Here is a 26,163-nt window from a genome sequence, read left to right on the forward strand (position 1 = left end):
CGGCATCCTCGCCGACTGCTCCGAAGCGGCGCGTCTGCACACCGCTACGGCCACCGCGCCCGCGGGCCCGGCCGGAGGAGGCCGGGATGCCTGACCCCATGCCGGTCGTGCTGCTCGCCGCCCTGCCCGGGATCGACACGCTCGGCCCGGCACAGCTGTCCGGTTCCGCCTGCGTCTGGTGCGAGCACGCATTCCGCCCTGGCGAGGGAATCAACCTCGGCAGCCCCGGCCCCTTCCGGCCGCACGGCTGCGTGCTCTGCTGCGAGGCCAGGACGAACTCCCTGTCGACCTACCTCACCTGGTACGACCACACCGTCACGTGCCTGCGATGCCCGTTCGGCCCGTGTGAACCAGGCCAGGCCCTCGGCACAGCGCACCTGGCCGTACGGGAACGGGCAGGCCACCCGCCGGTCTGCTGCGCGGCCTGCCGGACCACCATCGCCCCCGGCGAGTCACTCCGCCCGCACTTCTGGCGCGAGGAACCCTGGCCGATGTTCGGCTACCTCCACGCACGCGACTGCCCGGCCTCCGCGAGCCGCCCGACGACTCCGTAGCTGCGGGGCGGCGTGATGTCCGTCCGCCGTCCCCGCTGCGCGCTCGGCCCTCCGACCGAGCGCGCCCGCCCTGTCCTCTCCTGAGGGAGGACAGGGCGGTTCACTGCGCGCACAGCGCCCCCTGCCATGTCATCCAGCAGTGGGCGCCCTCTGGCCAGCGTGCCTCCCGAGCGTGCTGGCCGGGCCTGTCTTGGAGTTGTCCGTCAGGCCGTCGGAATCTGCACGTCCGGCCTCCCCGCCAGGCACTCTACCCAGCACTTACACCGGTGGTGCCCGTCGCCTTCTCGATGACGGCCGCGGCCCGCTCGGCCGCGGTGTTGCCTCGCGGCTCTGTAGCGGAATCGGCCGCGTAGGCACTGGCAGTGCAGATCAGCAAGGCTCCAGCGGTGGCCGTAGCCACGAACATGACACTCGTACGGGAAGACAGACCGTGCCGCGAGGTCGCGCCAGCAGCCTCAGAAGGCCTGGTCGCGCTGCACGCGGCAGGATGGGGGCTTGCTCGACCTGGCCTGCAGCCTGATCTGCATCCGACGTCTTCCCAGCGTTCCCAGAGTGATCGGCTAGGAGTTCGAGCGCAGCCCCAGGGCGCTGTGCTGAATCAGACCGGCTGGAGCATCGGAACCCGACTCCCGACGCGTCAACTCGACCAACTTGGAACGGAGGTCTTTCGCCGGCTCGCCAAGCACGATGGTGCTGATCACCAACTCAAGCATGACGCAGTCGTAGGCATCGTCGGTTCCTCGGTAGCGTTCGGCGTCACGTTCGACTACGGCACTGTCGATCCGCCATCCACCACCATCGACGGGCGCGAAGGTTGCTGCGAAGGTTCCGTTACCAGTCCAGCTCCGGTGCAGGAAGACGACCTCGGCCTCCGTGAAGATGTCCCACTTCTCGTCCATGTCCCGCGACGCATAGCCGAGCTGGATCCGCTTCCAGTCCTCATCTGACCAGATCCGCTGAGGTAGCTCCGGCATCGAACGAGGAGCTGATATCGGCTGGATGCGACCGGAGAACGTGGAGCGAGTTACGCGTTCGTCAGCAGGCATGAAGTGATCCTACGGACGAAGCCGAGCGTCCCAGCATCCCGTCCCTCACGAACCTGATTGTGAAACGATCTGCTATCCGTCACACAATGATCTGGAAGCCTCACGAGTCGTCTACGGCCGCAGGGTCCACTGACGAAGGCCGCGCAGATAGGCGGCGACGTACGGGGGCACGTCGGTGCGGTACTTGAAGCCGCGGGTGCGCCCGCGGCGGGTGGTACTGCCGCACAAGCAGTGAAGGACGGCAATGCTCTCGTGCTCCGTGGTCTCGTAGTCCCAGGTGATCTCCTCACCGGTGTGGATCGTGGTGAGAGCCACGAAGTCGTATCCGCCGAGCGGGTTGTCCTTGACGCCGGTGTTGGGGGAGCAGGAGTGGTTGATGCTGCGAGCCGCCTCATCGAGCTCGATGTGAAGACTCCAGTCCTTCTGGAACGAATGCCGGGATCTGGCCCCTCCAGAAGCGTCCACATCGCCTTGCTCGGGTGCACCCGCGATCTTGGCCTCCGCCGCCGACGCCTCGTTCGGCGCCGCCGGCGGCCTCGCGCTCGACTTCAGCCGCGCGGTGTTCACCAACACCTTTGACGCGCACCGGCTGGCCGCGTAGGCAGCAGCGCAGGGCAAGGGCGAGGAGATGGCCGAGCGGCTGTTCCGTGCCTGCTTCACCGACGGCCTGAACATCGCGGACCCCGCCGTGCTCGACCGGCTCGCCGCCGAGACGGGCGTCACGGCGGCCAGCGGCGGCGCGCAGGCACTGCGGGCCGAACTCGCCCGTGTCCGCGCCCTCGGCCTGCCGGACCCGCCGGTACTGCTCCGCGCCGACGGCCCTGTTCTGTCCGGGGAGATACGAGAGGACGACGTCCTCGCCGCACTGGCCGGGTGACGCGGGGCTCGAGGCCGCGGCCGCTGGTCCCGCGGGGCGGTCACGGTGAGGGGGCCGGGGCTCGCAGTTGCTCTGGTCGGTGACGGACTCGAGCGGTCCGGGTGGCCCCCGCTCTGCCCGGAGGCCACCCGCGGGTCAGTCGTCGTTGGCGCCGGTTGTCGTGCGCTGGTTGTCGAGGGCGTCCAGGCGTTCGACGAGGTGGGTGTGGCGGTCGTCGAGGTAGGGACGCATGCCGTCCAGCGGGGCGATGAGCTCGGCGGCGTCGGTGGCGCCGAGGGCGGCGTCCAGGGCGGCCCGGGCCGAGTGCGCTTGGGGCGCGAGGTGGTCGAGCGCGGTGATCTGTCCGGCGAGGCGGCGCAGGTCGGCGGCGTGGGCGCGGGCCCAGGTGGCGCTGGCGCGTTCGGCGGCCCTGGCCTGGCGGGTGGCTGTCACGCGCTGCTCGCCGGTGGTGCCCGCGGCGCCGGGGCGGCCGCGGAGGTAGCGGCGTTCGGCGGCCTGGCGGCTGGCGACGCCGAGGGGAGCGGCGAGGTCGGCCCAGCTGGCGCCCGCGTCGCGGGCGGTTTCGATCAGGCCGGTCTCCCAGCCGGCGAGCTGTTCGCGCACCTGCCGCAGCAGCATCAGGGAGGCCAGGGCCTGGTCGGGGCCGGGGTCGGCGGCGTCGGATGGCTCGTGCTGGGCCTCGCGCAGGGCGTCGTCGATGGCGGCAAGGGCCGCCGCGGCGGCGAGGAAGGACGCTGGGCTGTGGGCATCGTTGCTGGTCGTGGGCGGCTGGTCGGCTGCGGTCACGGGCACCTCCCTCGGAATGTCATCAGGTCGACGACATCGTGATTGTCATCCATTGGATGACATGTTACAACGGTGTCAGTGCAGCGCATTGGCAGCAACTGCTCGAACCTGCTGGAGGTGTTTCACGATGTTGATGCGCACTGACCCCTTCCGTGAGCTGGACCGGATGGCGCAGCAGCTGATGGGCCCGGGCACCTGGTCGAAGCCGTCGGTGATGCCGATGGACGCCTACCGCGAGGGCGACGAGTACGTGGTGGCCTTCGACATCCCGGGCGTGACCGCGGAGTCGATCGACATCGACGTCGAGCGGAACATGCTGACCGTCAAGGCCGAGCGGCGGCCGGTGGCGAAGGCCGACGGCGTGAAGGTGGAGCTGTCCGAGCGGCCGCTGGGCGTCTTCTCCCGCCAGATCGTGCTCGCCGACACCCTGGACACCGAGCGCATCCAGGCCGACTACGACGCGGGTGTGCTCACCCTGCGCATCCCGATCGCCGAGCGCGCCAAGCCCCGCAAGATCTCCATCGGGGTCGGCTCCGGCCACAAGGAGATTTCCGGCTGACACCAGCACGGAAAGGGTGCGGAGGGCGTACATCTGCCCCCTCCCCGGCCTCCGCACCCCCTGGCCGGCCTGATGCCGAAGAGGATGGAGCGGCGGCCGGTCGTCCGTGCGGCCCGCAGCGTTCCTCGACCGCGTGCAGCGGCGCGGTGGAGACGGCACCGGAGAGGGAGCCGAGCGCGCGGCCCGCGCGTCACCCGACCCGGCTCGCGGCACGCCTGCCGCAAGGTGTCGCCCCGATCCTGCTCGACGAACCGCCGCAGAGCGCCGAGCCACAGCCCGAGCGGCTCGCCCGCGCGCTCGCCGCCTGTTTCGAGGGCGGCACCGAGCAGACCGCGACCTGGGACGTCACGTCACCACCGTGCTGCCCACCGTCACCGACACGGCAGGCGAACACCTGCTGGGGCAGGGGCAGCACCTGCTCCAGCTCTCCGCCGGCCACGGCCTCCTCCTTGGCCACCCCTCAGCCCACCTGACCCGCACCGGGGCGCCGCACCCGGCACCCCCACGGCTTCATGAAAGGCATACACCGCAGTGATCTCCGACGTGCGCGTACCGCTTGAGCACCAGCAGCCGTACTCGACGGCGTACGAGCAGATGCTGGAGAAGGTCCGCTACGAGGGCGCCTACCCCACCCGCGAACGGGCCGACGAAGCCGTCCGCCTGGTCCTCGCGGGGCTGGGACGTCAGCTGGCCGGCGACGAACGCGTCGACCTCGCCGCCCGCCTGCCCCTGGAGGCCGCCCGCGTGCTGACCGCGCAGATCCCCGAGGTCCAGCCGCTGACCGGTTGGGCTTTCGTCAAGGACCTCGCCGCCCGCACCGGCGCCTCGCTGGCCACCACCCGCTGGGACACCGGCTCCGTCTTCGCAGCCGTCACCGCCCACGCGGGCCCCGACCTGATCACCCGCATCCTCCACCAACTCCCCAGCGGCTACGCGCTGCTGTTCGGCCAGGCCGAACTCACCTCCGCCGCCTAGCCGACGAGACGGGCGGCCCGGGTGCGGACGCGACGCCCGGGGGCCGTCCCGGCGTGCAGCCCGCCGCCGACGGGCCGCAGGTTGCTCGGCGTCGGCCCCGCCCCTCACCTAAGGCGCGGGGAGTCAGCACGGTTCGCGCAGCTTGTCGCGCAGTGTGCGCCAGTGCCGGGCGAGGAAGGACTCGTCGGCGGCTTTGACCGCGACCCAGTCGGCGAGGGCGTGGGCGTCCACGTCCTCCAGCCGGACTCCCGGGCACCTCAGGGGGATGTCTGCCCGGAACTCCTCGGCCCACTGCTCGTCGAGGAGGCGCAGGAGGGCGACTTGCTTGGCGTTCCAGCCGATCCGCGTGTACCGGTCCTCGGGCCACCGGTCCCGCGGATGGTGAACCCGACCAGGTCGTACTGGTGCCCGCCGTAGAGCTTCGCGGACATCTCGCGCACTGCGGCCCGCACACCCTCGACCGTTATCGTCACAGCGACGATTACTGCATCTGTTCGATCCGCAACGGCATTCGGCCGACGTGACGCGGGAGCGCCTTGCCCTTCTGCCGCCTCCTCGGGGGCGCGCGGAGTCGGCCCGCGAGGAGGCGGCATCAGCGACGACGCACCGCCAGGGGTCGATGAACGAGGTACGTCCGACCGGTGCACGGCCGCTGGTGCCGGGGGCGGCGACGGACTGATCGTCGGTACGAGCGCCGCCCCCGGCAGGGGATCCCGCTCGGCTAGCCGAACTTCACGAAGGTCGGGAACGGAGCCGAGAACGGCTCGAAGTTCCGGGAACCGACGAAGCCGGCGAAGACCGTGCAGTCGCTGTCCGTGTACATGGTGGCGTCGGTGTCCGTGTCGTTGTGCGCATCACGTGCGCCACCGCTGACGGCGATGCATTTCCATTGGGTGTCGGGACGTTGAGGGTCGTCTCGTGCCCGTTGTCCGCCCGCGTGTAGAAGAACGTGCCGGTGGCGGCCTGGGCGTTGCTGGCGGACAGGCTCATGACCAGCGCGGCGGCCGCGCCGATGGCCAGAGTTGCCCTGCCGGTTCGGTTGAGTGCACGCATGAAGGGTCTTTCCTCTCTTGTTGTGGCCAGGAGGATGACGCCCACAGTTGAAGGATCCACCCTGTATGGGCGTGGCTGAGAGTTTTGACGGATAATCACCCGAATGGATGACATTGCGGCTGCCGTTGCACGGTGTGACCGCACCCGGCAGCTCCGGCGCCCGCAGCGATCGCGGGTTCCCGCCCCTGTGCAAGGGCCATCGCGCGCACCTGACCACCTGCCGTGCCCTTGCTGCCAGGCCCAGTAGCACGCCCTGGCGTACATCGAATGGCACGACCACGGCATCGAGTGCCTGCGCTGCCCCCTCGGCCCCTGCGAACGCGCCCGCGCCCTGCGCGAGGCACGCCTCACGGCATGACAGCGCGCCGGGAAACCGGCCCCCCTGTACCTGGAGTGCCAGACCGCCATCACCCCCGGCGCGCCCATCCACCCGCACCTCTGGCAGGGCGCGAACGAGCCTGTGCGCAGCTTTCTCCACGCGCGCAAGTGCCCGCCCGCGGCCGATCCCTCCGCCCCGGTATCGGGTCGCGGGCCTGCTGCAACTTCGCCTTCTCCGCCAAGGACGCGTTGCGCGTCATCGCGGCTGGACCTGGGTGCCGCCTGCGGTGTCTCCCCGGGAAGGAGTCAGCCGCCGAGCAGTTCGTCCGCTCGGGCCCCGGCGAGCACGGCGTCCAGGAGTCCCGGGTAGCGCGCGTCCAGGTCGTCCCTCCGCAGCGTCAGCAGGTTCTCGCGGCCTGACGGGCGCTGCCAGATGACGCCGCTTTCGCGCAGGACGCGCCAGTGGTGGGTCATGGTCGACTTCGCCGGTACGCCGAGGGCGGTGAGGACACTCGTGCAGTTGTGGTCCCCGCCCGCGTCCAGGAGCCGGATCACGGAGAGCCGCAGCGGATTGCCGAGCGCGCTCAGGACGTCGTCGACACGGATCTGGTCGCGCTCGGGGTGGCGGTAGCTCATGCCCTCACCGTACCTCCGTACGTGGATATTCGAACTATGCCTTGCCGCCCCCGGTGATCGTACGTAAGGATGCGTACCGTCAATCGTACGTATTCACGCGTACTGTCGTACTGAAGGGGCACACCTGTGTCTGACAAGCGCCGCCTGGGCCTGAGCCTCGTGCTGCTCGCCCTCGCGCAGACCGTCTACTCCCTCGACCTCAACATCGTGTTCGTCGCGCTGCCCGAGATCGGCTCGGACCTCGGCTTCCCGGGCCAGACGCAGCAGTTGGTGGTCAGCGCCTACGTCGTCCTCGCGGGCGGCTTCCTGCTGCTCGGCGGGCGCGCGGCCGATCTGCTCGGGCGGCGCCGGATGTTCGTCCTCGCCCTGACCCTGTACGCCCTCTCCTCGCTCGCGGGCGGGCTCGCCAACAGCGCAGGCGTCATCGTCGCCGCGCGGGCCGTGCAGGGCATCGGGGGAGCGCTGCTGCTGCCCGCGACGCTCTCACTCATCAACAACCTCTTCGAGGAGGGGCCGAGGCGCAATCGCGCGCTCGCCGTGTGGGGCGGCGCGGGCGCCAGCGGACTCACCCTCGGCGCCCTGCTCGGCGGCGCGCTCACGGAACGCTTCGGCTGGCCCGCCGTGTTCTACGTCAACGTGCCGCTCGCGGGACTCATCGCGCTCGCCGCCCTGTACGTCATCCCGCGCGACCCGGCGCGCGGACAGCGCCGCCGCTTCGACCTGCCCGGCGCCCTGAGCGTCACCGCCGGATCGACCCTCCTGGTCTTCGGCCTCGTCGAGGGGCCCGAACTGGGCTGGGCCGACCCACTGGTCGTGGGCGCCTTCGCGGCCGCCGCGGTGTTCCTCGTGGCCTTCGCGGCGATCGAGGCCCGCAGCGCCGACCCGCTGATGCCCTTCCGCCTCTTCCGCAACCGCAGCCTCACCGTCGGCATGACCGTCACGTTCGTCTACATGGCGACCTTCGGCGTCCTGCCGTACTTCCTGACGGTCCTGATGCAGAGCGTGCACGGCTACTCCGCGCTCCAGACCGGCCTCGGCTTCCTGCTGCCGTCCGTCGCCATCGCCGCCGGCACCCAGCTCGGCGAACGAGCCGCCACCCGGCTCGGCACTCGCACCACGCTCCTGACCGGCTTCGTGACCGGCGCCGTCGGCACGGCCGTGCTCGCGCTCGGCTTCGACACCGACGCGGGCTACGCACTGCTCGTGCCCGGGCTCGTGGTGTCCGGCGTGGGACAGGGCGTCGTGTGGACGGCCATGTGGATCGCCGCGGCCACCGGCACCCCCGCGCACGAGCAGGGCGTCGCCAACGGCATCGCCTCCACGGCCCTGAACCTCGGCAACGCCATCGGGCTCGCCCTGTTCACCGTGGTCGCCGACCTCGGCACGGAGGGCAAAGCGGGCGCCGCGCTGCGCACGGCGACCGCCGACGGCGAGTTCCTCGTGGTGCTCCTGACGGCGGCGGGCATGCTCACGGGCCTGCTCGTCACGCTCGCGCTGCCGCGCTCGACCGCGGCCCGCACGGTGCGCGGCACCCCGCGGGACGCACCCGGCCGCGCCGGAGAACCGGCCGACGCCCCGGTCGGCGCCCCAGGAACATCGGATTCGTGAACCGCCTCCAGGAGGAGGGCCAGCCCTGAGGTGAACCGGGTGCGGCCCGGGGAAGGAGGAGCGGGCCGACTGTGCCGAACAGGGAGACTCCGTCCGGAACGCTGTGGCGAAACCGTCTCGGACGTCGTACAGGTGCGGGTTCGAGTACCGCTTCGCCAGGGGCCAGCAGCGGATCCGACAGGGCCAGTTCCTCATCGCGCGCCGGCGAGCGCACCGCTGTCGATGTCCGCCCCTCACCGACGACCGGGACAAGGACCTGGCAATCGGCCAGCAGGCCCCGCTCGCCCGGCCCGACCGCCATGGGCAGGGACACCTATCGCTGCGCGGCGGTGCCTGGCGCTGCCCCGCAGGACCCACCTGGCACGGGCTGGCCCAACTGCTCCCGGCCGAGCTGGAAACACTGCGCCCGCGCGGTCCACGACCAGGCACCGCCCGCAGCCCTCGCCGACACATCTCTCTGGCCGCGCGGCGCACACAACCTCAACGAGTCAGGCGGCCCGAACGTGTCAGCTCGGACCCGGCCCCCGGAGGGCTCATGTCCGGCGAGTCAGCTTGTCCAGGTCTTGATCTGAGCGGCGACCTCACGCACCGGGAGTCCGTCCCGGGCTGCGCGGGCCAGCGGGAGCACTGTGTCCAGGCCAGGACTCACCGGCATTCCGCACGCCGACAGGTAGGCCGCGGTCACGGTCGCCGCGAAAAGGAGGTTCCTCCTCTCCAGGCTCGGATTCCTCGCCAGTTCGCACAGCAACGCAGCGGCCTTGTGATGCGGCTCCGGGTACACCTCGTGGTCCAGGATCTCCGCCCGGTGACGTGCTTCCGCGGCGACCGGGACGCCGTAGTCGACGACCTGGGGATCTCCCGGAATCTGCTGTGCCACTGCCAGGATCCACGCGAGATCGATGCGGAGGTTCACGCGGCGTCCTTCGGTGCCGTCTCCGCCGGCTTGTCGGGGAGGCCGGGGTACCGGTCCTCACCGAGTTCCGCATCGAACTCGTCCGTGTAGGCGGCCAGGAACGATGCGGCGCCGGCCATGAACGCGGCGCGGGACTGGTTCACGTCGGCCTCGATCAGATCGGCCACGTACCCCTGCAGGCTCAGCCCACGGCGCTTGGCCCGGTCCTCGGCGGCTGCCCTGACGTCGTCGTCCAGGCGGATGTTCGTCTGCTTGCCCATACCAGCACTGTAGCTAGGCACCGATACCAGTACATAGCAGGCGTGGAATGCCGGTCCGGGACCTCCGATCCCAAAGGGAGGCAGGACCATTCCGGGGCAAGTAGGACGGAGGTGCTGAGAGGGACAACCGCGTCTGAAATGTGACGCCCGGTGAACGTGGGCTGGGAGAGCCTGCCGCCGTGCTGGATCGATCCCCAGCGGTGGCAGCACGGCGCTTCTTCGGGCTGCGCTACGCCATTCACGAGCCGGTGGCCGCGGCTGCGGGGCGCCGCCACGTGGTCGCCGCCGTGGGCGGTGTCGTGGGCGAGCAGCCACCCCGCCCGCTGCTGCACCAGGGCGTGCGGGTGGTCGTCCTGCTCCACCCCGGGGCCTGGCTCCTCGCCGCGGGCCTGCGCGGCGGCCCGCTCCCACTCCGCCACCGGCACGGAGAGCACGGCCGCCAGCAGCGGCAGCCGGGCATCCGGCACGCGCGTCCCGCACTCCCACCGGGAGATCTCGTGGCGGGTCACCGTGGCGGTGCCGCTCACCACGCACAGCCGCTCCGCGAGCCGGGACTGGGAGACCCGGACCCCTCAGGGCCGCACCTATCTCTATATCCTGCGCCGTCACGACAAAGACCCCGAGCCACCGAGGAAGACCGTTGGGCTTCCCGACCTGGTACAGGCATGATCGCCCCGTGGACACCTACCTGGAGACCGAGCGCCTGGCCCTGCGCCGCTTCACTGCCGATGACGCGGACCTGCTGATCGAGCTGGACAGCGACCCGGCGGTGATGCGCTACCTGACCGGCGGCAATCCGACCGCACCGGACCTCGTCCGCGAGCGCGTCCTGCCGAGGATCCTCGCCGGCTACGAGAAGTGGGGCGGCGACTTCGGACTGTTCGCCGCGTACGAGAAGAACGGTGGCGCGTTCATCGGCTGGTTCCACCTGCGTCCCGAGCCGGAAGGCCCGCTGGACGAAGCCGAACTCGGCTACCGGTTGCGGCAGGCGGCCTGGGGCAAGGGGTATGCCACCGAGGTCTCGCGGGCCCTGCTGGGCAAGGCTTTCACGGAGCTCGGTGTACGCATGGTCTGGGCTGCGACGATGTCCGTGAACCACGGTTCGCGCAACATCATGGAGAAGCTCGACATGATGCTCGCGGATACCATCCCTACTCCCTCCGACATGGAGATGGTCGAGGGCTCCGAGCATGGAGGCGTACGGTACGAGATCACCAAGGAGCAGTGGAGCAGCAGTAGCCAAGTAGCCACGGCGTGAACGGCCGTTCGGTACCCACGCTCACCGAAGCCGGTAAGGGACGCCAGGAGCCGTACCGGCCGGGTTGACCCCGGACCCACCATGGATGGATGGTCGCCGCCAACGGCCCCCCTCACTGGGCGATCAGTGACTGGGCCGACAGCAGCAGCGCCGACACGGCGGCCCTACCCTGCGGCAGCCTCGCTCCGCTACCGAGACAACCGGACCGGTCTCGCAGCAGATCCTGTTCGGCGGTCAGGCCCGAAGGAATTTGAGCCCGGAACGCCCCGGCTTCACCCTCCCGCACCCCCGGTGGCACGCCGCCACAGCGCGCGCTGCCGCGCCTGTTCGGTTGCCTCTTGGGTCGGCTTCACGCAGGCACAGAAAGACGCGGCGCGCCTGGCTCGGGGACAGCACGCTGCTCTTCCGCATTTCCACAAGGGACAGATTGGTTGGCGGTCAGAGGGCGACAACGGATCAACGGCCGTGAGCCGTGGCGGCCGGTCCTGGCTGTCTGGTCTCCCGCCACTGCGCGCCCCGCCCGCCTGTGCCCGATGCCGCACGAGCACGGAGGGGTGAGACGACCTTGGCCGCGGCCTGGCGGCCACCGGATCGTCCGCCTCGCCCGCGGCCGCGGGCGGACTGATCACTGAGGACGTGGTGGAGGGCCTGAACGGCCAGGGGGTAGAGCGGGTCCGGCAGGCGGGGCAGTGGTTGCTCGGGTGCGTCCTCGGGGTCGATCAGCACATCGCTGCCGGGCAGGGCGGCGGCCATGACGGCGGCCGCGGCGCCGGCTTCGGCGCCGGCCACGGCATCCACGAGCGCGCCGGGGCGGGCGGCCTGCTGCAGGGTGTCCTCAAGGACGCGCACGGTCTGCTGGGGCGTGAGCCCGCAGAGCGCGCCGACGAAGTCGGCGGCGGTGTCGCTGTCGAGGGGACCGGTTCCCCATGTGCCCATACGGCTGCGCTCCTGGTCTCGCCGGTGATGGCGGCAGGAAACCAGCATGTCAGCAGCCACCGACAGCGCTACGAAGATGTCCGCCGCGGCAGAACCAGACGGTGATGGCAACGGTGGTGGGAATGAGTGTGCCGACGAGGGCCAGGAGTCAGTAGCGGGCTGTGGTGAGCGGGGTCCGGCAGGCCAGGAGCCGGTTGGCGATCCACTGCAGGACGGCGCTCGCGGCGGTCACGGGGCCGAGGCAGAGGAGCGCCGCCGCCGGGATGTCGTCTTGCTCGCGGCTGGGCAGGCGTGTCGTCAGCCCGATGTCGGCGAGCGGCCAGTTCGGCAGCAGGAACCACTGCATCAGACCGGGCACGATGGCAGGGCACCCAGGAGCAGGTTGACCCCGAGGGCCGTGTACCACCGTCTGATCACGGCGCCCTCTGTCCCAGCCATCCTCGGTGACAACGAGAGCACCCACGCCCCCATCCTCATCCCGCCCGCAGCCAGCAGCGCGGGCCTCTTCATCCGGTGCATGTGAGTTCGCCCCTTCGTCGTACCAGGCGTGTACGGACCTCAGGTCGCCCCTCTGGCTCGCGTGAACCGCATGACCCAACGGGCCTCGCCACAGCGGCGCGTAGAACGTGCCGGTGTGGTCGTTCAACGCGGAGGCCTGGTGGACACCCCACGGTGCGCGAACTGGCATGGCGGAACCTTGGAAGAACTTGAGAACCTCCAGCTCTGCCGCTGAGGGCGGGGTTACCACCGGGTGTGGGCGCTGCGCGATCGCCCGCAAACAAGAGCAGCCAGCGTCGTTTGGGCGAACCGGGCTGGTCCGGCGCTCCCGGACCGAACCCGCCGACGTCTTGCTGCTCCTCTTCCACTGCTGTCGCGAGTCTCTGGGGTGGCTCAGGGGAGGCTCGAGGCCAGTGAAGAGGGCTTGAGCCAGCACTGCTGGCGAAGCTGGCGGCGTCGATCGGCGGCCATCGGACGTCACCATCTAGTTGCCATTTTGGAAACTAGATGCGAGTCTTGAAACTGAAAGGAAGCGTTCCGCAGGAGGGATCAGTCGTGGAGCGAGAGCTTGATGCAGCCGGTCAGCTGGGAGTCATCGATGGAGCCCCCCAACTGAACAAGCCTGCCGGAGCCGGCGAGCGCGTACTTGGGGCGGCCTCCGCCGCCGTTCTGCTGTCCGGATTGGCAGTCGCCAGCGCGAACAGCACTCCAGTGGCACTGGGTGTTCTGGTTCTGATTGCGGCTGTGGCCCTGATGATGGGGTGGTACTGGTTTCACCTGAGCGTCACCCGCCGCAGGCCTCACACCGCCGCGGAGAACGCCTCGATCGTCTTCGCCACCGTGATGCTCGGCGCCCCGGGGTCCAAGCTTCTCTGGGACAGCCCGGCGCCACTGGCGGGATCCCTGGCCGCGGCGGCATTGCCGACCGCTGGTCTGCTGGTGTACCTCGGGCTGCGGTGGAGGCGCTGAGCATGGCGAACGAGCACCCCCGCACGCACCTCGTGACGGTGATGCACTCACCCGTCCGCTTGGCGATCCTCGGTTCTCTGCGCCATGTTCAGCAGGTGACTTTCGCTGATCTGCGCGAGGCGCTGGACCTGTCTGCTGCCGAGTTGTCACGGCAGCTGGGCATCCTGGAGAAGGATGAGCTGGTGGAGATCGCGAAGCTGCGCGAGCGGCGTCGGCCGGTGACCCAGGTCCGGCTCTCGGAGACCGGCCGTGAGCGGTTCGAGGAATACCTTGCTCATCTTCGCCTGGTTGTGCAGGGGGACGTTCCCTGAAAGCCGGGTGGATTGGCTGCGCGCGCCTGCCCACCCGGCTTCCGTGCGCTTAGGCCCTTATATCTGTGGCCATCGGGGAGGCTAGGCCCACGGCATCGCACACCAGACGGCATAGCCGCCCAGAGCGGACGCGAGGCCGACAACGCCGCCCTTCACGCCAATCTTGATTCCCCGCTTAGTGGCTTCTTTGGTGATCAGCTTGGCCGCCTTCTTCCATTCCTTGCCCTTGATAGCATTCACGATGGCGGTGCTGGAGCCCAGAATGCCACCCAGGCCAACGCCCTTGAGGACACAGGACGCGTAGCTGCGCTTGACGCGCTTGGATTCCGACTTGTTCAGGCCCGCGAACTCATCGGCCAGGGCGTCGGCGAGGTCCACGCCGTACTCGGCACGGGTCTTGTCGTAGTCGAACTTGCCCTCAGCGTCGTAGATCTTGCCGTCGAATATCGCCTCAAGGTAGCCAGCGAGCTCGTCGAACTGCTGCTCCGTGGCACTGTCCGTGGCTACAGCGGCCGTCGGGCGGGCGTCCTGAGGAGCGGCGGCGTTGGCGATGCCGATGCCGGAAATGCCCACGGCGGCAGCGCAGACTGTGGAAACGAAAGCGGTCCGAAGACGCATACGGTTCACGTACACTTCCCTTTGCGTGATAGCGCGCAGGGGCGGAGCCCGGCGAAGCCAACGGCCAGCGAAACCTTTCGGCTTCGCCTGGTTCCCCCCTGCTTCTTACGTTGATCCCTCGACGGTTTGGTCAGAACCTCCGAGCGGACGTTACGAACGGTATCCTTCAGATCACGCTGTTTCAAATCACGCCAAGGTGAGTGAGCTCACATCATCAGGGGTATCTCGCCTTACTCTGCAGCAATTTGGGATACGGGGGGACTTAAGGCCCTTGCGTGAAACCAGGGTTGAGCTCAAGCCTCCACAACTCTCGGATCCCGTCCGGCCGGACAAGCCTCGACCAGTGCAGCCGTTGGGGCTCACGATTATGGTTTGATCGTTCGCTGGACTCTGAAGAGCTGTTCGCGAAGGCCATGACCGATGCAGGGCGAGCGTCCGTGAAGCGAGTCCGCTCACCGCCCGCTGGGGTGAAGTCTGCTCACCGCCCGTCGCTGGCCTGCTCCTTGCCGCCATCGGTCGGTCTGTGCCCAGGGGAGTTCGAGCTCCTGGGGGAGGGCCTGCCCCTCCGGGGGATAGGTGCCGCATCGGGTGCGCGGCGTTGGGCGTCTGCGGAACTGGACAGGGGTGCCGCCGATTCGGGGTTGGCAGGTGCCGTGGATGCAGTGAGTGCCGCGCGCTGCTCGTCCTTGGTTTGGGGCCATCGTCGGTGTTGGTCGCACAGCCACGTGCCGAGATCATCGCCCCGGAACACGCGCTGTCCGGTGAGGAGTTCGCCGTGGCGTCTGCCTTCAGTGTGGAAGACTTCCAGGAGGACGAGTGCGCGTCCCCAGTTGGCGTTCCACAGTGCGTCGGCCCGCACCCGCCACACCCTCACCCAGCCTGTCCATCACGCGGGCGGCATCCTGCTCCTCGTCCCGTGCACGGCCAAGCGGGCCTGCGGCATTCGCGCAGCATTCTCCCGATCAGTACCTCCTGCCCGTTGACGCTGATGGATTCCTCGACGTCGGGCAGGAGGCCTCCGTGCCGGTGCGGGTACTCGCGTGCGGCCTTGACCAGAAGCTGCCTCGCTGAGGTCCCCGGTTGCCATACGAACCCGTACTCGCCGAGTAGGGCGGCCCAGGGTCCGCAGGCGTCCGCCGCAGCCGCTCCTGCCAGACCTCCAGGCCTTCCTCGAGGCCGTGTTCGGAGGGTCTCGTACCGGTCCCACGAGTACCCGCAGGTGCCCTGTCCGCCCCGGTACGGGTGGTGCGCGGTCCGTGCCGGGGGCGGGCTGGGGTCAGCAGACCTTCACGTACCAGACCGGCCCCCAGTCGCCGACCGCGTCATACGAGTTCTGCCCGGCTGGCGGGGTCTGGTACACGAGCCTGTAGCTCTTGTTGTACATGCGCGCGACGGTGCCGTCCGTCTGGTTGTTCCACCACGAGCCACCGGAGTTCCAGCCGTTCGGGATCTCGTGGTACTTGTTGCAGGCCGCCCTCTCCCAGAAGTCTCCCGTGTAGTAAGTGCCCTTCCATCCGCAGAAGAACTTGTAGTGGCACTGCGAGGGAGACTGTATCGACATGCCGGACTTCGCGGCGCCGAGGTCGCGAGCGTGTTTCTCCCCCGGCAGCGCGACGATCAGCTGGCCGCTGTCGAAGGCGATGCGGTTCGCGGATGTCTGGGTGCCGCCGAGCTGATCGATGTACCTGTCCACCTTCGCCTGTACCGCGGTCGCCTCGCTCGCGGACAGACCAGCCGCGGCGGCCTGCGCCGCGAACGTCTGCGCCCTCGTGCGGGTGGTGTCGGCGGAGGCAGCGGGGGCGGCCAAGCAGACCGCTGCGGCGAGTGCCGCAGCGGCAACGGTGATGCGCCGGGCGTTTCCACGAAGACATAACATGCCAGAACCCCTTTTCAAGCTCGGATCGTTGATGATCTGTCGGCCGACGGATCACCGGTGACGCAGCGAAATGAGACCTCAACCAGCCAGGCGGCCAGTCAATGAACTCGAAGTGGTCGATGCCGGTCTTGCGGTGTGCGTGATCGGCTCAGAATTGCGTTGCGCGCGACCAACTGTTGCCGCGATGCTCCGAGCCACCAACCCATTCGATCTGCCTCGAATGGCTGGACACCTGTACCGGATGACGGGGGACCCGTGGGTGTACGAATCCACTTCGACGGCAGCGACTTACGCAAGGTGACGATCGCTCAGCAACCAGCGCTGCTGTGGGACATCGAGCGCAGTTTGCGTGCCCTACAGGCGCCCAACGCCGGTGCGGCGTACGCACCTTGGCGGGCGTGGGCGCGGATGCGCCTGCCCCGAACCGCGCGTCAGTTGCTCACCCTGGTACCGCCCAGCGGCCCCTGCCCCGATTTCCTGACGCCGACCAGACCATCGCCCGACCTGGAGGGCGGCCTGGATCAGGTACTGAGCACTCCGCGCCCACTACTGAACCGTGATCTGGGACAGCTGGCCGAGCGGCGCCGCCTCCCGCCTTGGGTGCACGATCTGGGCCGGGGCTCGCTCCCGGCTCTGCGATCCCTGGACCGTGCCTTGCGTGATTACCATCAAGCGGCCATCCACCCCCTGCAACACCGGCTGACCGCCGACTACGAAACCGTCACAGGTGGCCTGACTCAGACGCTGTCTCAGCGTGGCCTGGACGCCCTCCTGTCGAACCTGCACCCTTCCATCCGCTGGAACCCACCCGTCCTGGACGTGGGCCACCCCCTGTACGACGAGGACGTACACCTCAACGGCTGGGGACTGCACCTGGTGCCGTCGTTCTTCACTCCGACCAACGCCTTCTGCGTAAACCCCACCCCGCCCATGACGGTGACCTTCCCCATCACCCCCCAAGAACCGTGGCGCCCGGGGCCCGGACCCGGCCGAGCACATACGGTCGACTCACTCGCATCCCTACTGGGTGGGAGACGTGCCATCGTCTTGCGCGCCATCGCCGCCGCCGATGGCATCACCACCACGAAACTCGCCGACACCGCGGCTCTCGCACCCTCCACCGTCAGCCACCACACCGCAGCGCTGCGCGATGCCGGACTCATCACCACCCAACGCGCCGGAACAAGCGTCCGCCACCGCACCACGCCCCTGGGCCTCAACCTGCTCCGCGCCCAACCCCCGCCTTCCTGAGCAGACGAGGCCGCACTCCAGACAAGTGGCGAACAGCGGCCTGCGAGCACCCCTAGCAGGCCCGCGTGGCCCGGCAGCGTCGCGCCGACGAGCGGTTTCCCGCCTCCGCGCAACGCGCTCTGCTGCGGCTGGTGCGCCAGGGCAGGCCGATATCCGAAGCCGCGGTGATTGCCTATGCCCGGCGTCACTGCGGCTTCGCCGCGCGTCTGGAGAAGGCCCGCGAAGGGCTGTGCCGCGAGCGCCGGGACTGCGGCAGCGGTCAGGGGTGGCGCTCAGGCTGCCGGGGCCTGTGGTGCTGGCAGCAGCACTGTGAATCGCAGCTCCGGGCCCCGTCTGGCTTCCGGGGACGGCCGCGGGCGGACGCTCAGGCCCGCGCACTGGGGTACACGGATGCGGCCGCCTTCCTGGAAGCCCATCCGGAGCCGTCCACGCGCTACCTGGCGGCCGTACTCGGAGTAGGGCGCACATCCATTCGGCGATGGCGTCAGCCATGCAGGTGCCATTCGTAGTCGCGGGCGCCCCCCGTGGTGCATCAACCCGCCGATGCTGCGCGCAATCGCCCGGCGGCGCGAGCGCGGCACGCGGGCCGCGCCTGCGGTCTTGACCCGTCTGTCGCCCCTCGCCGGTCCCATCCGCAGGTCCAGGGGCGCCGCGCGCTGGAGATCCTCAGCCTGTCTTCAGCCTTGGTGTGTCTGCTGCTTCTGTGTCGCGGCTTCGTGAGCTGTGAGTTCCTCGGGGGTACCGGGGAAGGCGGGGCCGCAGCCTGCCGGGAGGTGCTGGACCACCATGGCGATGGCCTCCTGCGCTGTGGCTGCCAGGCCTACTGTCTGGCTCCGTAGCGGTCCGCAGACCTGGTAGGTGTCACCGGCGGCGGGCTGGATGTAGGGGATGTCCCAGGTCCACCGTTGTTCGGTACAGCGGCTGAAGTGCAGCTCTCCCATCCCGGTCCAGGGAAATAGCTGCCGCAGGCGGGGTTCCTCGTAAGCTGCTTCCAGCAGCTCGACTCGCACGCGTCCGTCGTCACGCACTGCCTGCCAGCCTGCTGCGACGCGGGCTTCGGCGCTGGTATCCCTGTTCACGGCCCTATCATGCCTCCTGTTTCGTCCGGGGCTTGCTCCTGCTGCGGGCTGCCTGGCTGCTCTCGCGCGCTGCCGTCCGTCGTCTGGGCTCCGGGGGCCCACGGCCTGTTCCAGCGCGTGCGCACGCGGGCTCCCCGATGGTGGCGTCTGCTCCGGCTGTGGTGCCGCTTCTGGGGATTTTGAGGTCGCGTGCTGGTGCGGGCAGGCTCTCCTTGATGTAGCTGTGGCGGATGAGACGGGGAGGCAGGCGCTGTGGAGGTGACGGTGCAGTGGGTCCGGACGTCCTGGACGAAGCAGTCCCGCGGGGGAGCAGCTGCCGTCCGCAGGAGCGCCGTGCCGGTCGGGTTCGCCCTGCCGCATGATCTGGCACCGGCCGCGCACACGGTGTGGATGCATGAGCGGGACGGCTTCGTGCCGCACCACGGCCAGGAAGTCTGCAAGCGTGTCGATGTTCAGCTCTGTGAAGCTGAGGGACGTCTGAGGGTCTTCCCCCGGGTGCGGCCGTTGTTCGCCCTGCCTCCCCAGCCGCGACGGCCCCCGGCGGTGCGTCTGGTGCCCGGCCAGTGGGTGCGGTGGCAGCTGAATTACCGCTTCAGCAGCGCGGCAGGCGTGCGGGACTGGTCGTACTGGCTGGACACCTTCAATATCGCCTATGGCCCGGTGGGGGAGGATGTGTTCCTGGGAACGTCGGCTTTCCTCGTCGACGAGCAGGGACCGCTCCGGTAGCACGGAAACGAGAGCAGCTGACGTCGGCTTGGGCGACTCGCTTTTGTCCGGCGCACCCGGACCGGAACCCGCCCCTTGCCTTCGCTCACTGCTCGCCCCCTTCCTGCTGCTCCCGGTCGTCGCTTGTGGCTGTGGCTTCAGGGGAGTCCGAGGCCGGTGAACAGGGCCTGCTGTTTCCGGTGAAGGCACGGTGGCGGGGGTGGGGCCGCGTTCAATCGTCGTCGGAGTGGGGCGGGCATGCCGCTGACGTGCGGCCGGTAGGGGGCGTGCTCGTAGTGCCGAACTCTGGTTGACCGGCTGCCCGTCCGAAAGCTCGGGCGGGGCTGTCTCAGGGCTGGGGCAGGGGGAGAGGGGGCAGGTGTGGGTGGTGCAGGTGCTGCCTGCCGTGGTGGACGTGGACGGTGAAGGTTTCGGGTCCGGGCCGCCCGGCCGCCTCGTAGGCGTCCAGGAGGTGCTCGATGCGTTCCCACAGCTTGACCGGGCCGCCCTCTCGCACCTGCCAGCCGCTGTCCTCGGGGGTGAGGGTGGCGGCGGAGCCGGTGACAACGTCGACCAGGTGCACCACCTCACCCACCGTTGTCATCTGGGCGTCGGGGATGGCGCTTTGGGCGAGGAAGCGCAGGTGGAAGGCTTCCTCGGTGGCGGCGGTCAGCCACTGGGGCCCGTGCCGGGCTGTACGCGGCCGCTCCGGCAGCTCGGCGGCCCAGTGGGCGGGGTTGCCGAAGGCGGGGGCGGCGTGGGTGCGTGCGGACATGAAGGAGATGGTGCCGGGAAGCAGCGGCCCGTGGGCGGTGCCGTCCCGGCCGACGGTCAGCAGGACGCGGGCGTAGCCGTAGAGCCAGCCGGACAGGGTGAGCAGGATTTTCCCGCCGGGCCGGGTCTGTGCGATCAGGGCCGGGGGGACGGCGCGGAAGGAGCAGGCGGCCACGATCCGGTCGAAGGGGGCCTCGGGCCAGTACCCGTACACCCCGTCGGCCACCGCCAGGGTCGGGGCGAAGCCGCAGGCGGACAGCGCACCCGCAGCCGTCTGCAGCCGGCCACCGTCCACCTCGATCGACGTGAGGCCACCGGAGCCGAGGCGCTGGCAGGCCAGCGCGGTGGAGTAGCCGGTCCCGGTGCCGATCTCCAGCACCGCGTGCCCCTCGCGCACGTCGGCGTCGGCCCACATCCGCACCACCAGCGAGGGCAGCGTCGACGACGAGGTCGGGGTCCCGCCGTGCCGCACGGACGGGTTCGTCCAGTCGACGTTGTCGCCGTCGAACTGGGTGATGAGAGTGGTGTTGGAGTAGGCGGCGGCCAGCCACCGGTCGTGGTCGGACTCGGCGGTGACCGGCTCCCACACCGTCAGCCCCTGCTGGTCGGGCTTGTCGCGGGGCAGGAAGAAGCCGGGCACGAAACGGTGCCGGGGCACCGTGGCCACCGCCTGGCGCCATCCGGGATCGGCCAGGACGCCGTCCTCGGACAGGGCCTTGGTCATCGTCTCGCGCAGCCGGGCAGCTTCGGTCTCAGTGTCGGCGGGCGTCGTCATGACGGGCGGTCTCCTTGCCTTGCAGGATGTCGGCGAACGCCTCGGTGATGGCGGGCGCATCCGGTACGAAGCCCCACTGCCCGTTGGGGTTGGCCTCGATGAACACCCAGGACGCCGCATCGTCAGCATCCCCGGTCAAGGCGAGGTCGAAGCAGGCGAAGACCAGACCGAAGTGCGCCAGGTACCGGTGCAGCCGGGCCCGGATCGGCATGGGCACGGCGACGGGAGTGTAGGTGAGCTCGTGCCAGTCGCCGCGGCGCCAGTCCACAGCGCCGTCGGGCGTCTGAATGCGGTGGGCGAACACCCGGTGGCCGACCACGGTCACCCGCACGTCACTGCTCTTGTCGATCTCCGCCTGGAACAGGTGCGCGGTCACCGCGAGCGTCTTGTCGAACGACGCGGGATCCACCCGCTGCGCCCAGATCGCACCGGTGTACCCGTCCTCACTCGGGGGCAGGCCGCGGAACGTCTTGCAGATCACGCGCGGGTGTTCGGCAGCGAACGCGCGGGCCGCCTCGACGTCGTTGGTGACCAGCGTCGGCGGGACGGCCAGACCGAGCCGGGCAGCGAGCTGAAGCTGAGCGGGCTTGAAGTCGGCCCGCGTCACGGCAGCCGGGTGGTTGACATAGGCAGCACCGCGCAGGGAGTTGAGAACACCGCCGAGCCCGTGCCTCGCCTCGGCCGCGGCGAAGGCCCGCTGCTGCGGCGGCAGCTGCCGAAACCGGTCGGCGTAGGGCGTGGGGCGGCGGTAGTACACCGCCCCCACCTGCTCCAGGTCCAGCTCCCTGCTCGGAGTGCGCAGCCTGCCCTGCCAGCCAGAGTCCTGCGCCCCGAGGCGGAAGCCGAAGGACAGCCCGGGCCCGACGTCGGCGGGATCGGCACGGACCACGGGCACGCCGCGCTCGTTCAGCGCGGCAATCACCCAGTCCGCGGTGACGTCTTCCAGCGCGGTGAGAACCAAAACGGTGGCGGCCACCGGGCTAGTCCGGCTCGTAGTCGGTCGTCACATCGTCCTGGACCTGCGGCTTCGGCTCCTCCCCGTCCCCGCCGCCCCCGCCGGACATCGATGCGGTCCCGACCGTCTTGTTCGTCCCGTGCTTACCCATCTCGACACTCTGCCCGGCGGCGTCGGTATAGCGGGCGGTCTGGGTCGCCGCATCCAGCACCACCTGCGCATAAGGCGGCGGGGCGACCGGCAGCCGGTCGGTCACCAGACGCATCACCCACGGCCCCTGGGAGGTCGGTTTCGTCATGTGCTCACCCTTCCCCTTGTGCCCCTCCAGCGGAAGCCGATCAGCTCCCGCGAGGGAAAGAATCAGCCCCCACCGCAGGCTCTGACCAGTACAGGGAAAGCCACGAGTGGTGGCGGAAATACCACCCTGTGTGAGGATCAGGCCGACAGGAGGCAAGACAGTGACGGCCAGCAGACCCGGCCAAGGCAGGACCAAGGAGCTGTCGCCTGTCCGCCCGACCGCGGTCGCCGTCTGAGACCATCGGCCGTATGGGCAAGCACTGCCGACCCGGGCCCCCGAACCAGCCCTCCCGCGCCGTAGCGCGCGTGGACGCCGCCGACCCGCTGGCCGCCTACCGCAAGCGGCGCCGACCACCGATGGACATATACCGGCGCCACCGGCCCGCCCACGGCGGCGCCGGACACCTGCGGCCCGACGAACCGCGCATCCTGGAGGAGTGGAACGACTTCACCTACGTCGTGGTCGGCACCGCGCCGAACCTCGCTATCGCTCAGGACTGGGCATCCGCGCTGGTGGCCGACGACGATTCCGCCGCGTAACAGCCTCTGCTACCTGCTCCTACGAGTCTGCTGCCCCGTCCGGGCCGGCCTCCTGCCCGCCGCCCGGCTGTGTGCCCTCCTCCGCCGCATGTGTCCAGGGGAGTCCGAGGCCCAGGAAGAGAGCTTGCTGTTGTGGTGGGTAGGTGGGGTACCGGGTGCGGGCGGCGTTGAGCCGTCGCCGCAGCTGTACTTCGATGCCGCCTACTCGTGGTCGGTAGGTGTCGTGGACGCAAGTCCGGCCGTCCTCGCCCACGAGCGGGCCGACCTCTTCCAGGTGCTGGCGGGCGGCGGTGACGATTTCCATCAGCCGCTCCGTGCGCGAGCGTGGTACGCGGGCCGCGCCCGCGGTCTTGACCCTGTCGCCTGTGGCCGGGCCCATCCGCAGCTCCAGGAGCACCGCGCGCTGCTCCTCTGCCAGCCGGGGCCACCGCCGGTGCTGGTCGCACAGCCACTTGCCAAGGTCGTCCCCGCGGAACACGCGTTGTCCGGTCAGGAGTTCGCCGCGGCGCCCGCCCTGGGCGTGGAAGGCTTCCAGGAGGACGAGCTTGCGTTCCCACCCAGCGTTCCAGGGTGCTCCGTCCCGTACCCGCCACACGCCGAGCTCCTCCAGCATCCGGGCGGCTTCACGTTCCTCGTCCCGGGCGCCCCAGGAGGGTCTGCGGCATTCGCTCAGCAGTCTCCCGATGCGTACCTCCTGTCCGTCGACGCTGATGGCCTCCTCGACCCCGGGCAGGAGGTGCCCGTACCGGTCCGCGTACTCCCGCGCGGCTTCCAGCAGCAGCTGCCTGGCTGAGGCCCGGGGTTCCCAGACGAACCCGTACTCGCCGAGCAGGGCGGCCAGGTCCGTGCTCACCCGCCGCGGCCGCCCTCGCCAGACCTCCAGGCCTTCCTCGGGCCCGTGCTCGGCGACCAGGGCGCGCAGGTCGTCGCGGTCGCGGCGCCACTGCCGCCGTACCCGCTCCAGCTCCCACCCCAGCCGGACCACGACCTGCGGCTCCTGCGCGAGCTCGGGCACCAGATCCTCCGCCAGCTCCTGCTGCTCCTCGCTCTCCTTCTTGAGGAGGGGGACGCGTGTGTAGTCGAGGGGGAGGGTTTCGTGCCAGTCCACGGGTACGCGTAGGTGTCCGTTGCGCTGGTGGTAGGCGCGCACTGCGCGCATGAGGCGTTCGGTATCAGCGGTGACGGGGTCGGACAGCACAGTGATCTTCAGCCAGTCCGCGACCACGGCCGCGGACCGCTGTCGGGTGAAGGCCAGCATCTGCTGAAGCTCGCGCGCGCGTTCCTCGGCCCGCTCACGCGCCTCGCTGGGCGGCTGGATGCGGTGGGGGCCGCGGCTGGTGCTGCGCCCGGCATGCTCCAGGCGCTGCTCGGCCTCCTGCGGCCCCTCCGGCTCCTCGCCTCCACGGTCGGCGTGGTCGGGTTCGTAGGACTCCAGCGCGCGTAGCATGTTGATCACCGGCACCCAGTCCGGTCCGACCAGCGTGCCGTCCGCGGCCCGCGCGAGGTGGAGCACGGGCACGATGATGGATGCGACTTTGTCCGGGTTCTCCCAGTCGTAGCGGACGGCCCTGCCCGCGATCTGCAGGAGGTCGCCCTGCGCGGCGCGTGGGTCGATCAGGGCGACGGCGTCAACGGCCGGGACATCCACACCCTCTACCAGCAGCCGCGCCGAGCAGACGACGGCCAGGTCCACCGGCCGCCCCCGCAGGTCTGTCCCCGCCGCCAGCGCCCCCAAGGCCCGCCGCCGCTCCTCAGCAGGGGTGCCCTCGTGCAGGGCTACCGCCCATACCCGCCGGGGCGCCGAGGTCCCCTGTCCGTGCAGGACCCGCGCGAGCTGAGGCAGTGATGCCGCGGCCGCGCGGGCTCCGGCCACGGTGGAGTGGTAGGCCAGCAGCCGCTGGCATCCCACCCGGCCCGCGGCCCGCAGCACGGCCCCCAGCGACGCCGTCAACAGCTCCGCCCGCACTCCCGCGTCAGCCCGCCCCCGGGCCGCGACGAGATCTCGCAGCCGGGCCTCGTCGACTTCGGCCGCCACCACCGGGCTGTGCGCGAGCTTGCCCCGCCGCTGCGCCTCGCGCAGTCCCAGCCGGTAGGCGACGGGGCCGTGCTTGCGCTCCGAGAGCCGCACCACCGGATCAGCAGCGATCAAACGCCCCTGCTCGTCGTAGCGCACCGCACCCAGCAGCCGCGGCGTGGCCGTCATGGACAGCCGGTGCCGCGCAGGCACGAGGTGCTGCTCGTTGATCCGCCCCCAGACCCGGGAGGTCTCGGTGTGGTGGGACTCGTCGCACACGAGCAGGTCCCATTCCGGCAGCGGCCGCGCCCCGTCCCGCTCCACCTTCAAGCCGTGCCCGGCGATCAGAGAGCCCTCGACGCTCGCGTACGTGGCCAGCACCGTGAACTGCCCCTTGCCCTGGGCGGTGAAGGCGTTGGCGTGCCACGCCACCACCTGCGGGTCCGTCGTCACCTGCACCCCCGGCTCGCCTGTCAAGGCGGCACCCCGTGGGGAGTACGCGGCGATCACCGGGCCGCTGCGTCCGGCCGCGCGCAGGACGTGGTGGGTCTGCTCGAGGAGCGTCCGTGTGGGTACGACCATCAGCAGCGATCCCTGCCGGGCGACCAGGTCTGCGACGCGCGCGGCGACCCGCGTCTTGCCCAGCCCGGGCGCCATGTGCAGCTGCGCGCGAAACCGTGGACGCCGCGCCCTGGGGGAGGGGGTGTAGACCCGCATGATGGCGGCGACGGCGTCGTCCTGGTGGTCGTAGAACGCCGCGAGGTCGGCCTTCGACCGGACTGCCGCATCCACATTCACGATCAGCTCCCAGAGATGCTCTGCAGGGGTGCCCGTGGATCAGCCGAACACCCAACCAACTTCCTTCTGTGACAACCTAGACCGCCACGCCCGGCGCCGTCTGCCGGATGCGGGACATCCCTCCTCGCCCGAGCGAGCAATCGAACGCACACCCCAATCACCAGCTCGAATTCCGGCAACAAATTGGCCGCGAAGAGGCCGCCAACTCACCGCACAGCAACGCCAATTGCGGTAGTGTGTAACCAGGCAATCATGGTGATGGGAGGAGGGGGAAGTGCCGGAAAGGACGAACGAGTTCGGCAAGTATGGTGCCCATGGCATCAAGGGCCACGAGGCTGTTGCCCGGCAGCTCGACAGGCTCGCTGGATTCATCGCCACCCCCATTACCGTGCGCCGTGGTCTGATGGCCCGGCTGCACTACCTCACCCGCACGCCCCACGCCCGTGAAGCGGCCCGCGCGGCCGGCCTCACCGTCACCGACCGCACCCTGAAGGCCTGGCTGGCCGGCCAGCGCAGCCCCTCCAAGCAGAACCTGCAGCACATCGAGACGGCCTACCGCACGGTGCGCCGCCGCAACGTGGCCCGGTACCTGACCAGTCGTCTCAATCGTGAAGGCCGCGGGACCCGGGTGGAGTTCCACCCCCTGAACCAGTCTCGTGTCAGCCGCCCCCACCAGCGGGTCGTGGAGTTCCGTACCCTCAACGTCCGCCACTGGGACCGCATCGTCGACGCCTGGAGCACCGGTAACGACGCGGCCCTGGACGATGCGTGGGTGAATGACGCGGTGGTAGACCTGGGCTCACAATGGGGCCAGTATGAGAACGTCACCAACATCGGCTTCGCAGCATGACACCCAAATTCGATACCCCAGCCCCGGGATATCGAATTCCAAACATGAAAGAGCGTCAGCGATCCCATAGGCGG

At 69.9% G+C, this 26,163-nt stretch carries 28 protein-coding genes; 13 read left to right on the forward strand and 15 right to left on the reverse strand.

The annotated features are described in order from the left end of the window. The first annotated feature begins 86 nt into the window (after positions 1–86). Positions 87–554, forward strand: a complete 468-nt coding sequence (locus IG74_RS0140235; RefSeq protein WP_158857981.1) for a hypothetical protein — start codon at positions 87–89, stop codon at positions 552–554. 560 nt (positions 555–1,114) lie between these two features. Here IG74_RS0140235 and IG74_RS0140240 read toward each other — a convergent pair. Together IG74_RS0140240 and IG74_RS48345 are read right to left on the reverse strand one after the other, a co-directional pair. Then, positions 1,115–1,528, reverse strand: a complete 414-nt coding sequence (locus IG74_RS0140240; protein ID WP_037826926.1) for a hypothetical protein — start codon at positions 1,526–1,528, stop codon at positions 1,115–1,117. 183 nt (positions 1,529–1,711) lie between these two features. After that, positions 1,712–2,167, reverse strand: a complete 456-nt coding sequence (locus tag IG74_RS48345; RefSeq protein ID WP_158857983.1) for an SET domain-containing protein-lysine N-methyltransferase — start codon at positions 2,165–2,167, stop codon at positions 1,712–1,714. A 61-nt stretch (positions 2,168–2,228) separates the two neighbouring features. On the opposite strand from IG74_RS48345, the gene IG74_RS46720 reads away from it, so the two are divergent. Then, positions 2,229–2,477, forward strand: coding sequence for a hypothetical protein (locus IG74_RS46720; protein ID WP_051856417.1), 249 nt, complete (start codon positions 2,229–2,231; stop codon positions 2,475–2,477). 135 nt (positions 2,478–2,612) lie between these two features. Here the strand turns inward: IG74_RS46720 and IG74_RS0140255 are convergent, their stop codons facing one another. Then, positions 2,613–3,263: a hypothetical protein gene (locus tag IG74_RS0140255; RefSeq protein ID WP_037826927.1), complete on the reverse strand. Its 651-nt coding sequence runs from the start codon at positions 3,261–3,263 to the stop codon at positions 2,613–2,615. A gap of 127 nt (positions 3,264–3,390) precedes the next feature. Between IG74_RS0140255 and IG74_RS0140260 the strand changes: the two genes are divergently transcribed. The 3 genes from IG74_RS0140260 to IG74_RS0140270 all read left to right on the forward strand — a co-directional run bounded on the left by IG74_RS0140260 (position 3,391) and on the right by IG74_RS0140270 (position 4,797). Then, positions 3,391–3,822 carry an Hsp20/alpha crystallin family protein gene (locus tag IG74_RS0140260; RefSeq protein ID WP_030687774.1) on the forward strand — a complete coding sequence of 144 codons (432 nt, stop codon included), beginning with the start codon at positions 3,391–3,393 and terminating at the stop codon, positions 3,820–3,822. Between the two features lie 146 nt (positions 3,823–3,968). Beyond that, positions 3,969–4,295: a hypothetical protein gene (locus IG74_RS50220; protein WP_324607535.1), complete on the forward strand. Its 327-nt coding sequence runs from the start codon at positions 3,969–3,971 to the stop codon at positions 4,293–4,295. A 58-nt stretch (positions 4,296–4,353) separates the two neighbouring features. Then, a complete protein-coding gene (locus IG74_RS0140270; protein ID WP_030687777.1) occupies positions 4,354–4,797 on the forward strand; it encodes a DUF2267 domain-containing protein in 444 nt (147 codons plus the stop codon). A 1,677-nt stretch (positions 4,798–6,474) separates the two neighbouring features. Here the strand turns inward: IG74_RS0140270 and IG74_RS0140285 are convergent. Further along, positions 6,475–6,804: an ArsR/SmtB family transcription factor gene (locus IG74_RS0140285; protein ID WP_030687780.1), complete on the reverse strand. Its 330-nt coding sequence runs from the start codon at positions 6,802–6,804 to the stop codon at positions 6,475–6,477. Between the two features lie 126 nt (positions 6,805–6,930). On the opposite strand from IG74_RS0140285, the gene IG74_RS0140290 reads away from it, so the two are divergent. Beyond that, a complete protein-coding gene (locus IG74_RS0140290) occupies positions 6,931–8,412 on the forward strand; it encodes an MFS transporter (RefSeq protein ID WP_051856420.1) in 1,482 nt (493 codons plus the stop codon). Positions 8,413–8,959: 547 nt separating this feature from the next. Here the strand turns inward: IG74_RS0140290 and IG74_RS0140295 are convergent. After that, complete coding sequence (locus tag IG74_RS0140295; RefSeq protein WP_030687785.1) at positions 8,960–9,325, reverse strand: hypothetical protein; 366 nt, start codon at positions 9,323–9,325, stop codon at positions 8,960–8,962. Further along, on the reverse strand, positions 9,322–9,585 hold the full coding sequence (locus tag IG74_RS0140300; RefSeq protein WP_234334608.1) for a hypothetical protein: 264 nt from the start codon (positions 9,583–9,585) through the stop codon (positions 9,322–9,324). The genes IG74_RS0140295 and IG74_RS0140300 overlap by 4 nt, the downstream gene beginning before the upstream one ends. A gap of 676 nt (positions 9,586–10,261) precedes the next feature. Here IG74_RS0140300 and IG74_RS0140305 point away from each other — a divergent pair. Beyond that, positions 10,262–10,843, forward strand: a complete 582-nt coding sequence (locus IG74_RS0140305) for a GNAT family N-acetyltransferase (protein ID WP_037826930.1) — start codon at positions 10,262–10,264, stop codon at positions 10,841–10,843. A gap of 456 nt (positions 10,844–11,299) precedes the next feature. Here the strand turns inward: IG74_RS0140305 and IG74_RS0140310 are convergent, their stop codons facing one another. Together IG74_RS0140310 and IG74_RS0140315 are read right to left on the reverse strand one after the other, a co-directional pair. After that, a complete protein-coding gene (locus IG74_RS0140310; protein ID WP_051856422.1) occupies positions 11,300–11,779 on the reverse strand; it encodes a DUF4259 domain-containing protein in 480 nt (159 codons plus the stop codon). Positions 11,780–11,927: 148 nt separating this feature from the next. Beyond that, positions 11,928–12,137, reverse strand: a complete 210-nt coding sequence (locus tag IG74_RS0140315; protein WP_158857985.1) for a hypothetical protein — start codon at positions 12,135–12,137, stop codon at positions 11,928–11,930. Positions 12,138–12,832: 695 nt separating this feature from the next. Between IG74_RS0140315 and IG74_RS0140325 the strand changes: the two genes are divergently transcribed. Then, positions 12,833–13,246, forward strand: a complete 414-nt coding sequence (locus tag IG74_RS0140325; RefSeq protein WP_234334609.1) for a hypothetical protein — start codon at positions 12,833–12,835, stop codon at positions 13,244–13,246. 2 nt (positions 13,247–13,248) lie between these two features. Beyond that, positions 13,249–13,557, forward strand: a complete 309-nt coding sequence (locus tag IG74_RS0140330; protein ID WP_030687799.1) for a transcriptional regulator — start codon at positions 13,249–13,251, stop codon at positions 13,555–13,557. Between the two features lie 81 nt (positions 13,558–13,638). Here IG74_RS0140330 and IG74_RS0140335 read toward each other — a convergent pair whose 3' ends face one another. After that, on the reverse strand, positions 13,639–14,130 hold the full coding sequence (locus IG74_RS0140335; RefSeq protein WP_158857987.1) for a hypothetical protein: 492 nt from the start codon (positions 14,128–14,130) through the stop codon (positions 13,639–13,641). A gap of 1,321 nt (positions 14,131–15,451) precedes the next feature. After that, positions 15,452–15,982 carry a peptidase inhibitor family I36 protein gene (locus IG74_RS0140340; protein ID WP_051856424.1) on the reverse strand — a complete coding sequence of 177 codons (531 nt, stop codon included), beginning with the start codon at positions 15,980–15,982 and terminating at the stop codon, positions 15,452–15,454. A gap of 324 nt (positions 15,983–16,306) precedes the next feature. Between IG74_RS0140340 and IG74_RS52480 the strand changes: the two genes are divergently transcribed. After that, positions 16,307–17,302: an ArsR/SmtB family transcription factor gene (locus IG74_RS52480; protein ID WP_030687804.1), complete on the forward strand. Its 996-nt coding sequence runs from the start codon at positions 16,307–16,309 to the stop codon at positions 17,300–17,302. Positions 17,303–17,979: 677 nt separating this feature from the next. On the opposite strand, the gene IG74_RS0140350 is transcribed toward IG74_RS52480, so the two are convergent. Next, the gene (locus IG74_RS0140350) at positions 17,980–18,381 is read right to left on the reverse strand and encodes a DUF6193 family natural product biosynthesis protein (protein WP_234334610.1); all 402 of its coding nucleotides are present in this window, start codon (positions 18,379–18,381) and stop codon (positions 17,980–17,982) included. Between the two features lie 252 nt (positions 18,382–18,633). Between IG74_RS0140350 and IG74_RS0140355 the strand changes: the two genes are divergently transcribed. Next, positions 18,634–19,107 carry a hypothetical protein gene (locus IG74_RS0140355; RefSeq protein WP_030687808.1) on the forward strand — a complete coding sequence of 158 codons (474 nt, stop codon included), beginning with the start codon at positions 18,634–18,636 and terminating at the stop codon, positions 19,105–19,107. A 328-nt stretch (positions 19,108–19,435) separates the two neighbouring features. Here IG74_RS0140355 and tgmC read toward each other — a convergent pair whose 3' ends face one another. From tgmC to IG74_RS0140370, 3 genes are read right to left on the reverse strand one after another with little or no spacing between them, the layout of a single operon-like run. After that, positions 19,436–20,635: an ATP-grasp peptide maturase system methyltransferase gene (gene tgmC, locus IG74_RS0140360; protein WP_030687810.1), complete on the reverse strand. Its 1,200-nt coding sequence runs from the start codon at positions 20,633–20,635 to the stop codon at positions 19,436–19,438. Continuing rightward, on the reverse strand, positions 20,613–21,611 hold the full coding sequence (gene tgmB / locus IG74_RS0140365) for an ATP-grasp ribosomal peptide maturase (protein WP_030687812.1): 999 nt from the start codon (positions 21,609–21,611) through the stop codon (positions 20,613–20,615). Before tgmB ends, tgmC begins: the two co-directional genes overlap by 23 nt. A 4-nt stretch (positions 21,612–21,615) precedes the next feature. Then, positions 21,616–21,855 (reverse strand): putative ATP-grasp-modified RiPP, encoded by a 240-nt coding sequence (locus IG74_RS0140370; protein WP_030687814.1) that lies wholly within the window; start codon positions 21,853–21,855, stop codon positions 21,616–21,618. A 281-nt stretch (positions 21,856–22,136) separates the two neighbouring features. On the opposite strand from IG74_RS0140370, the gene IG74_RS0140375 reads away from it, so the two are divergent. Continuing rightward, a complete protein-coding gene (locus IG74_RS0140375; RefSeq protein ID WP_030687815.1) occupies positions 22,137–22,427 on the forward strand; it encodes a DUF6087 family protein in 291 nt (96 codons plus the stop codon). A 19-nt stretch (positions 22,428–22,446) separates the two neighbouring features. Here the strand turns inward: IG74_RS0140375 and IG74_RS0140380 are convergent, their stop codons facing one another. Beyond that, the gene (locus tag IG74_RS0140380) at positions 22,447–25,239 is read right to left on the reverse strand and encodes a DEAD/DEAH box helicase family protein (protein WP_158857991.1); all 2,793 of its coding nucleotides are present in this window, start codon (positions 25,237–25,239) and stop codon (positions 22,447–22,449) included. A gap of 274 nt (positions 25,240–25,513) precedes the next feature. On the opposite strand from IG74_RS0140380, the gene IG74_RS0140385 reads away from it, so the two are divergent. After that, positions 25,514–26,089 (forward strand): hypothetical protein, encoded by a 576-nt coding sequence (locus IG74_RS0140385; RefSeq protein ID WP_030687817.1) that lies wholly within the window; start codon positions 25,514–25,516, stop codon positions 26,087–26,089. The last annotated feature ends 74 nt before the right edge of the window (positions 26,090–26,163 follow it).

It is taken from the genome of Streptomyces sp. NRRL B-1347, from assembly GCF_000720325.1.
In the GTDB taxonomy this organism is placed as follows: Bacteria; Actinomycetota; Actinomycetes; order Streptomycetales; family Streptomycetaceae; genus Streptomyces.

What these genes read in the sequence shown, in the direction of transcription:
- IG74_RS0140235 (WP_158857981.1), top strand. Translation starts at nt 87, where the DNA reads ATGCCTGACCCCATGCCGGTCGTGCTGCTCGCCGCCCTGCCCGGGATC.
- IG74_RS0140240 (WP_037826926.1), bottom strand. Translation starts at nt 1,528, where the DNA reads ATGCCGGAGCTACCTCAGCGGATCTGGTCAGATGAGGACTGGAAGCGG.
- IG74_RS46720 (WP_051856417.1), top strand. Translation starts at nt 2,229, where the DNA reads ATGGCCGAGCGGCTGTTCCGTGCCTGCTTCACCGACGGCCTGAACATC.
- IG74_RS0140260 (WP_030687774.1), top strand. Translation starts at nt 3,391, where the DNA reads ATGTTGATGCGCACTGACCCCTTCCGTGAGCTGGACCGGATGGCGCAG.
- IG74_RS0140285 (WP_030687780.1), bottom strand. Translation starts at nt 6,804, where the DNA reads ATGAGCTACCGCCACCCCGAGCGCGACCAGATCCGTGTCGACGACGTC.
- IG74_RS0140300 (WP_234334608.1), bottom strand. Translation starts at nt 9,585, where the DNA reads ATGGGCAAGCAGACGAACATCCGCCTGGACGACGACGTCAGGGCAGCC.
- IG74_RS0140310 (WP_051856422.1), bottom strand. Translation starts at nt 11,779, where the DNA reads ATGGGCACATGGGGAACCGGTCCCCTCGACAGCGACACCGCCGCCGAC.
- IG74_RS0140330 (WP_030687799.1), top strand. Translation starts at nt 13,249, where the DNA reads ATGGCGAACGAGCACCCCCGCACGCACCTCGTGACGGTGATGCACTCA.
- tgmC (WP_030687810.1), bottom strand. Translation starts at nt 20,635, where the DNA reads ATGACGACGCCCGCCGACACTGAGACCGAAGCTGCCCGGCTGCGCGAG.
- IG74_RS0140370 (WP_030687814.1), bottom strand. Translation starts at nt 21,855, where the DNA reads ATGCGTCTGGTGACCGACCGGCTGCCGGTCGCCCCGCCGCCTTATGCG.
- IG74_RS0140375 (WP_030687815.1), top strand. Translation starts at nt 22,137, where the DNA reads ATGGGCAAGCACTGCCGACCCGGGCCCCCGAACCAGCCCTCCCGCGCC.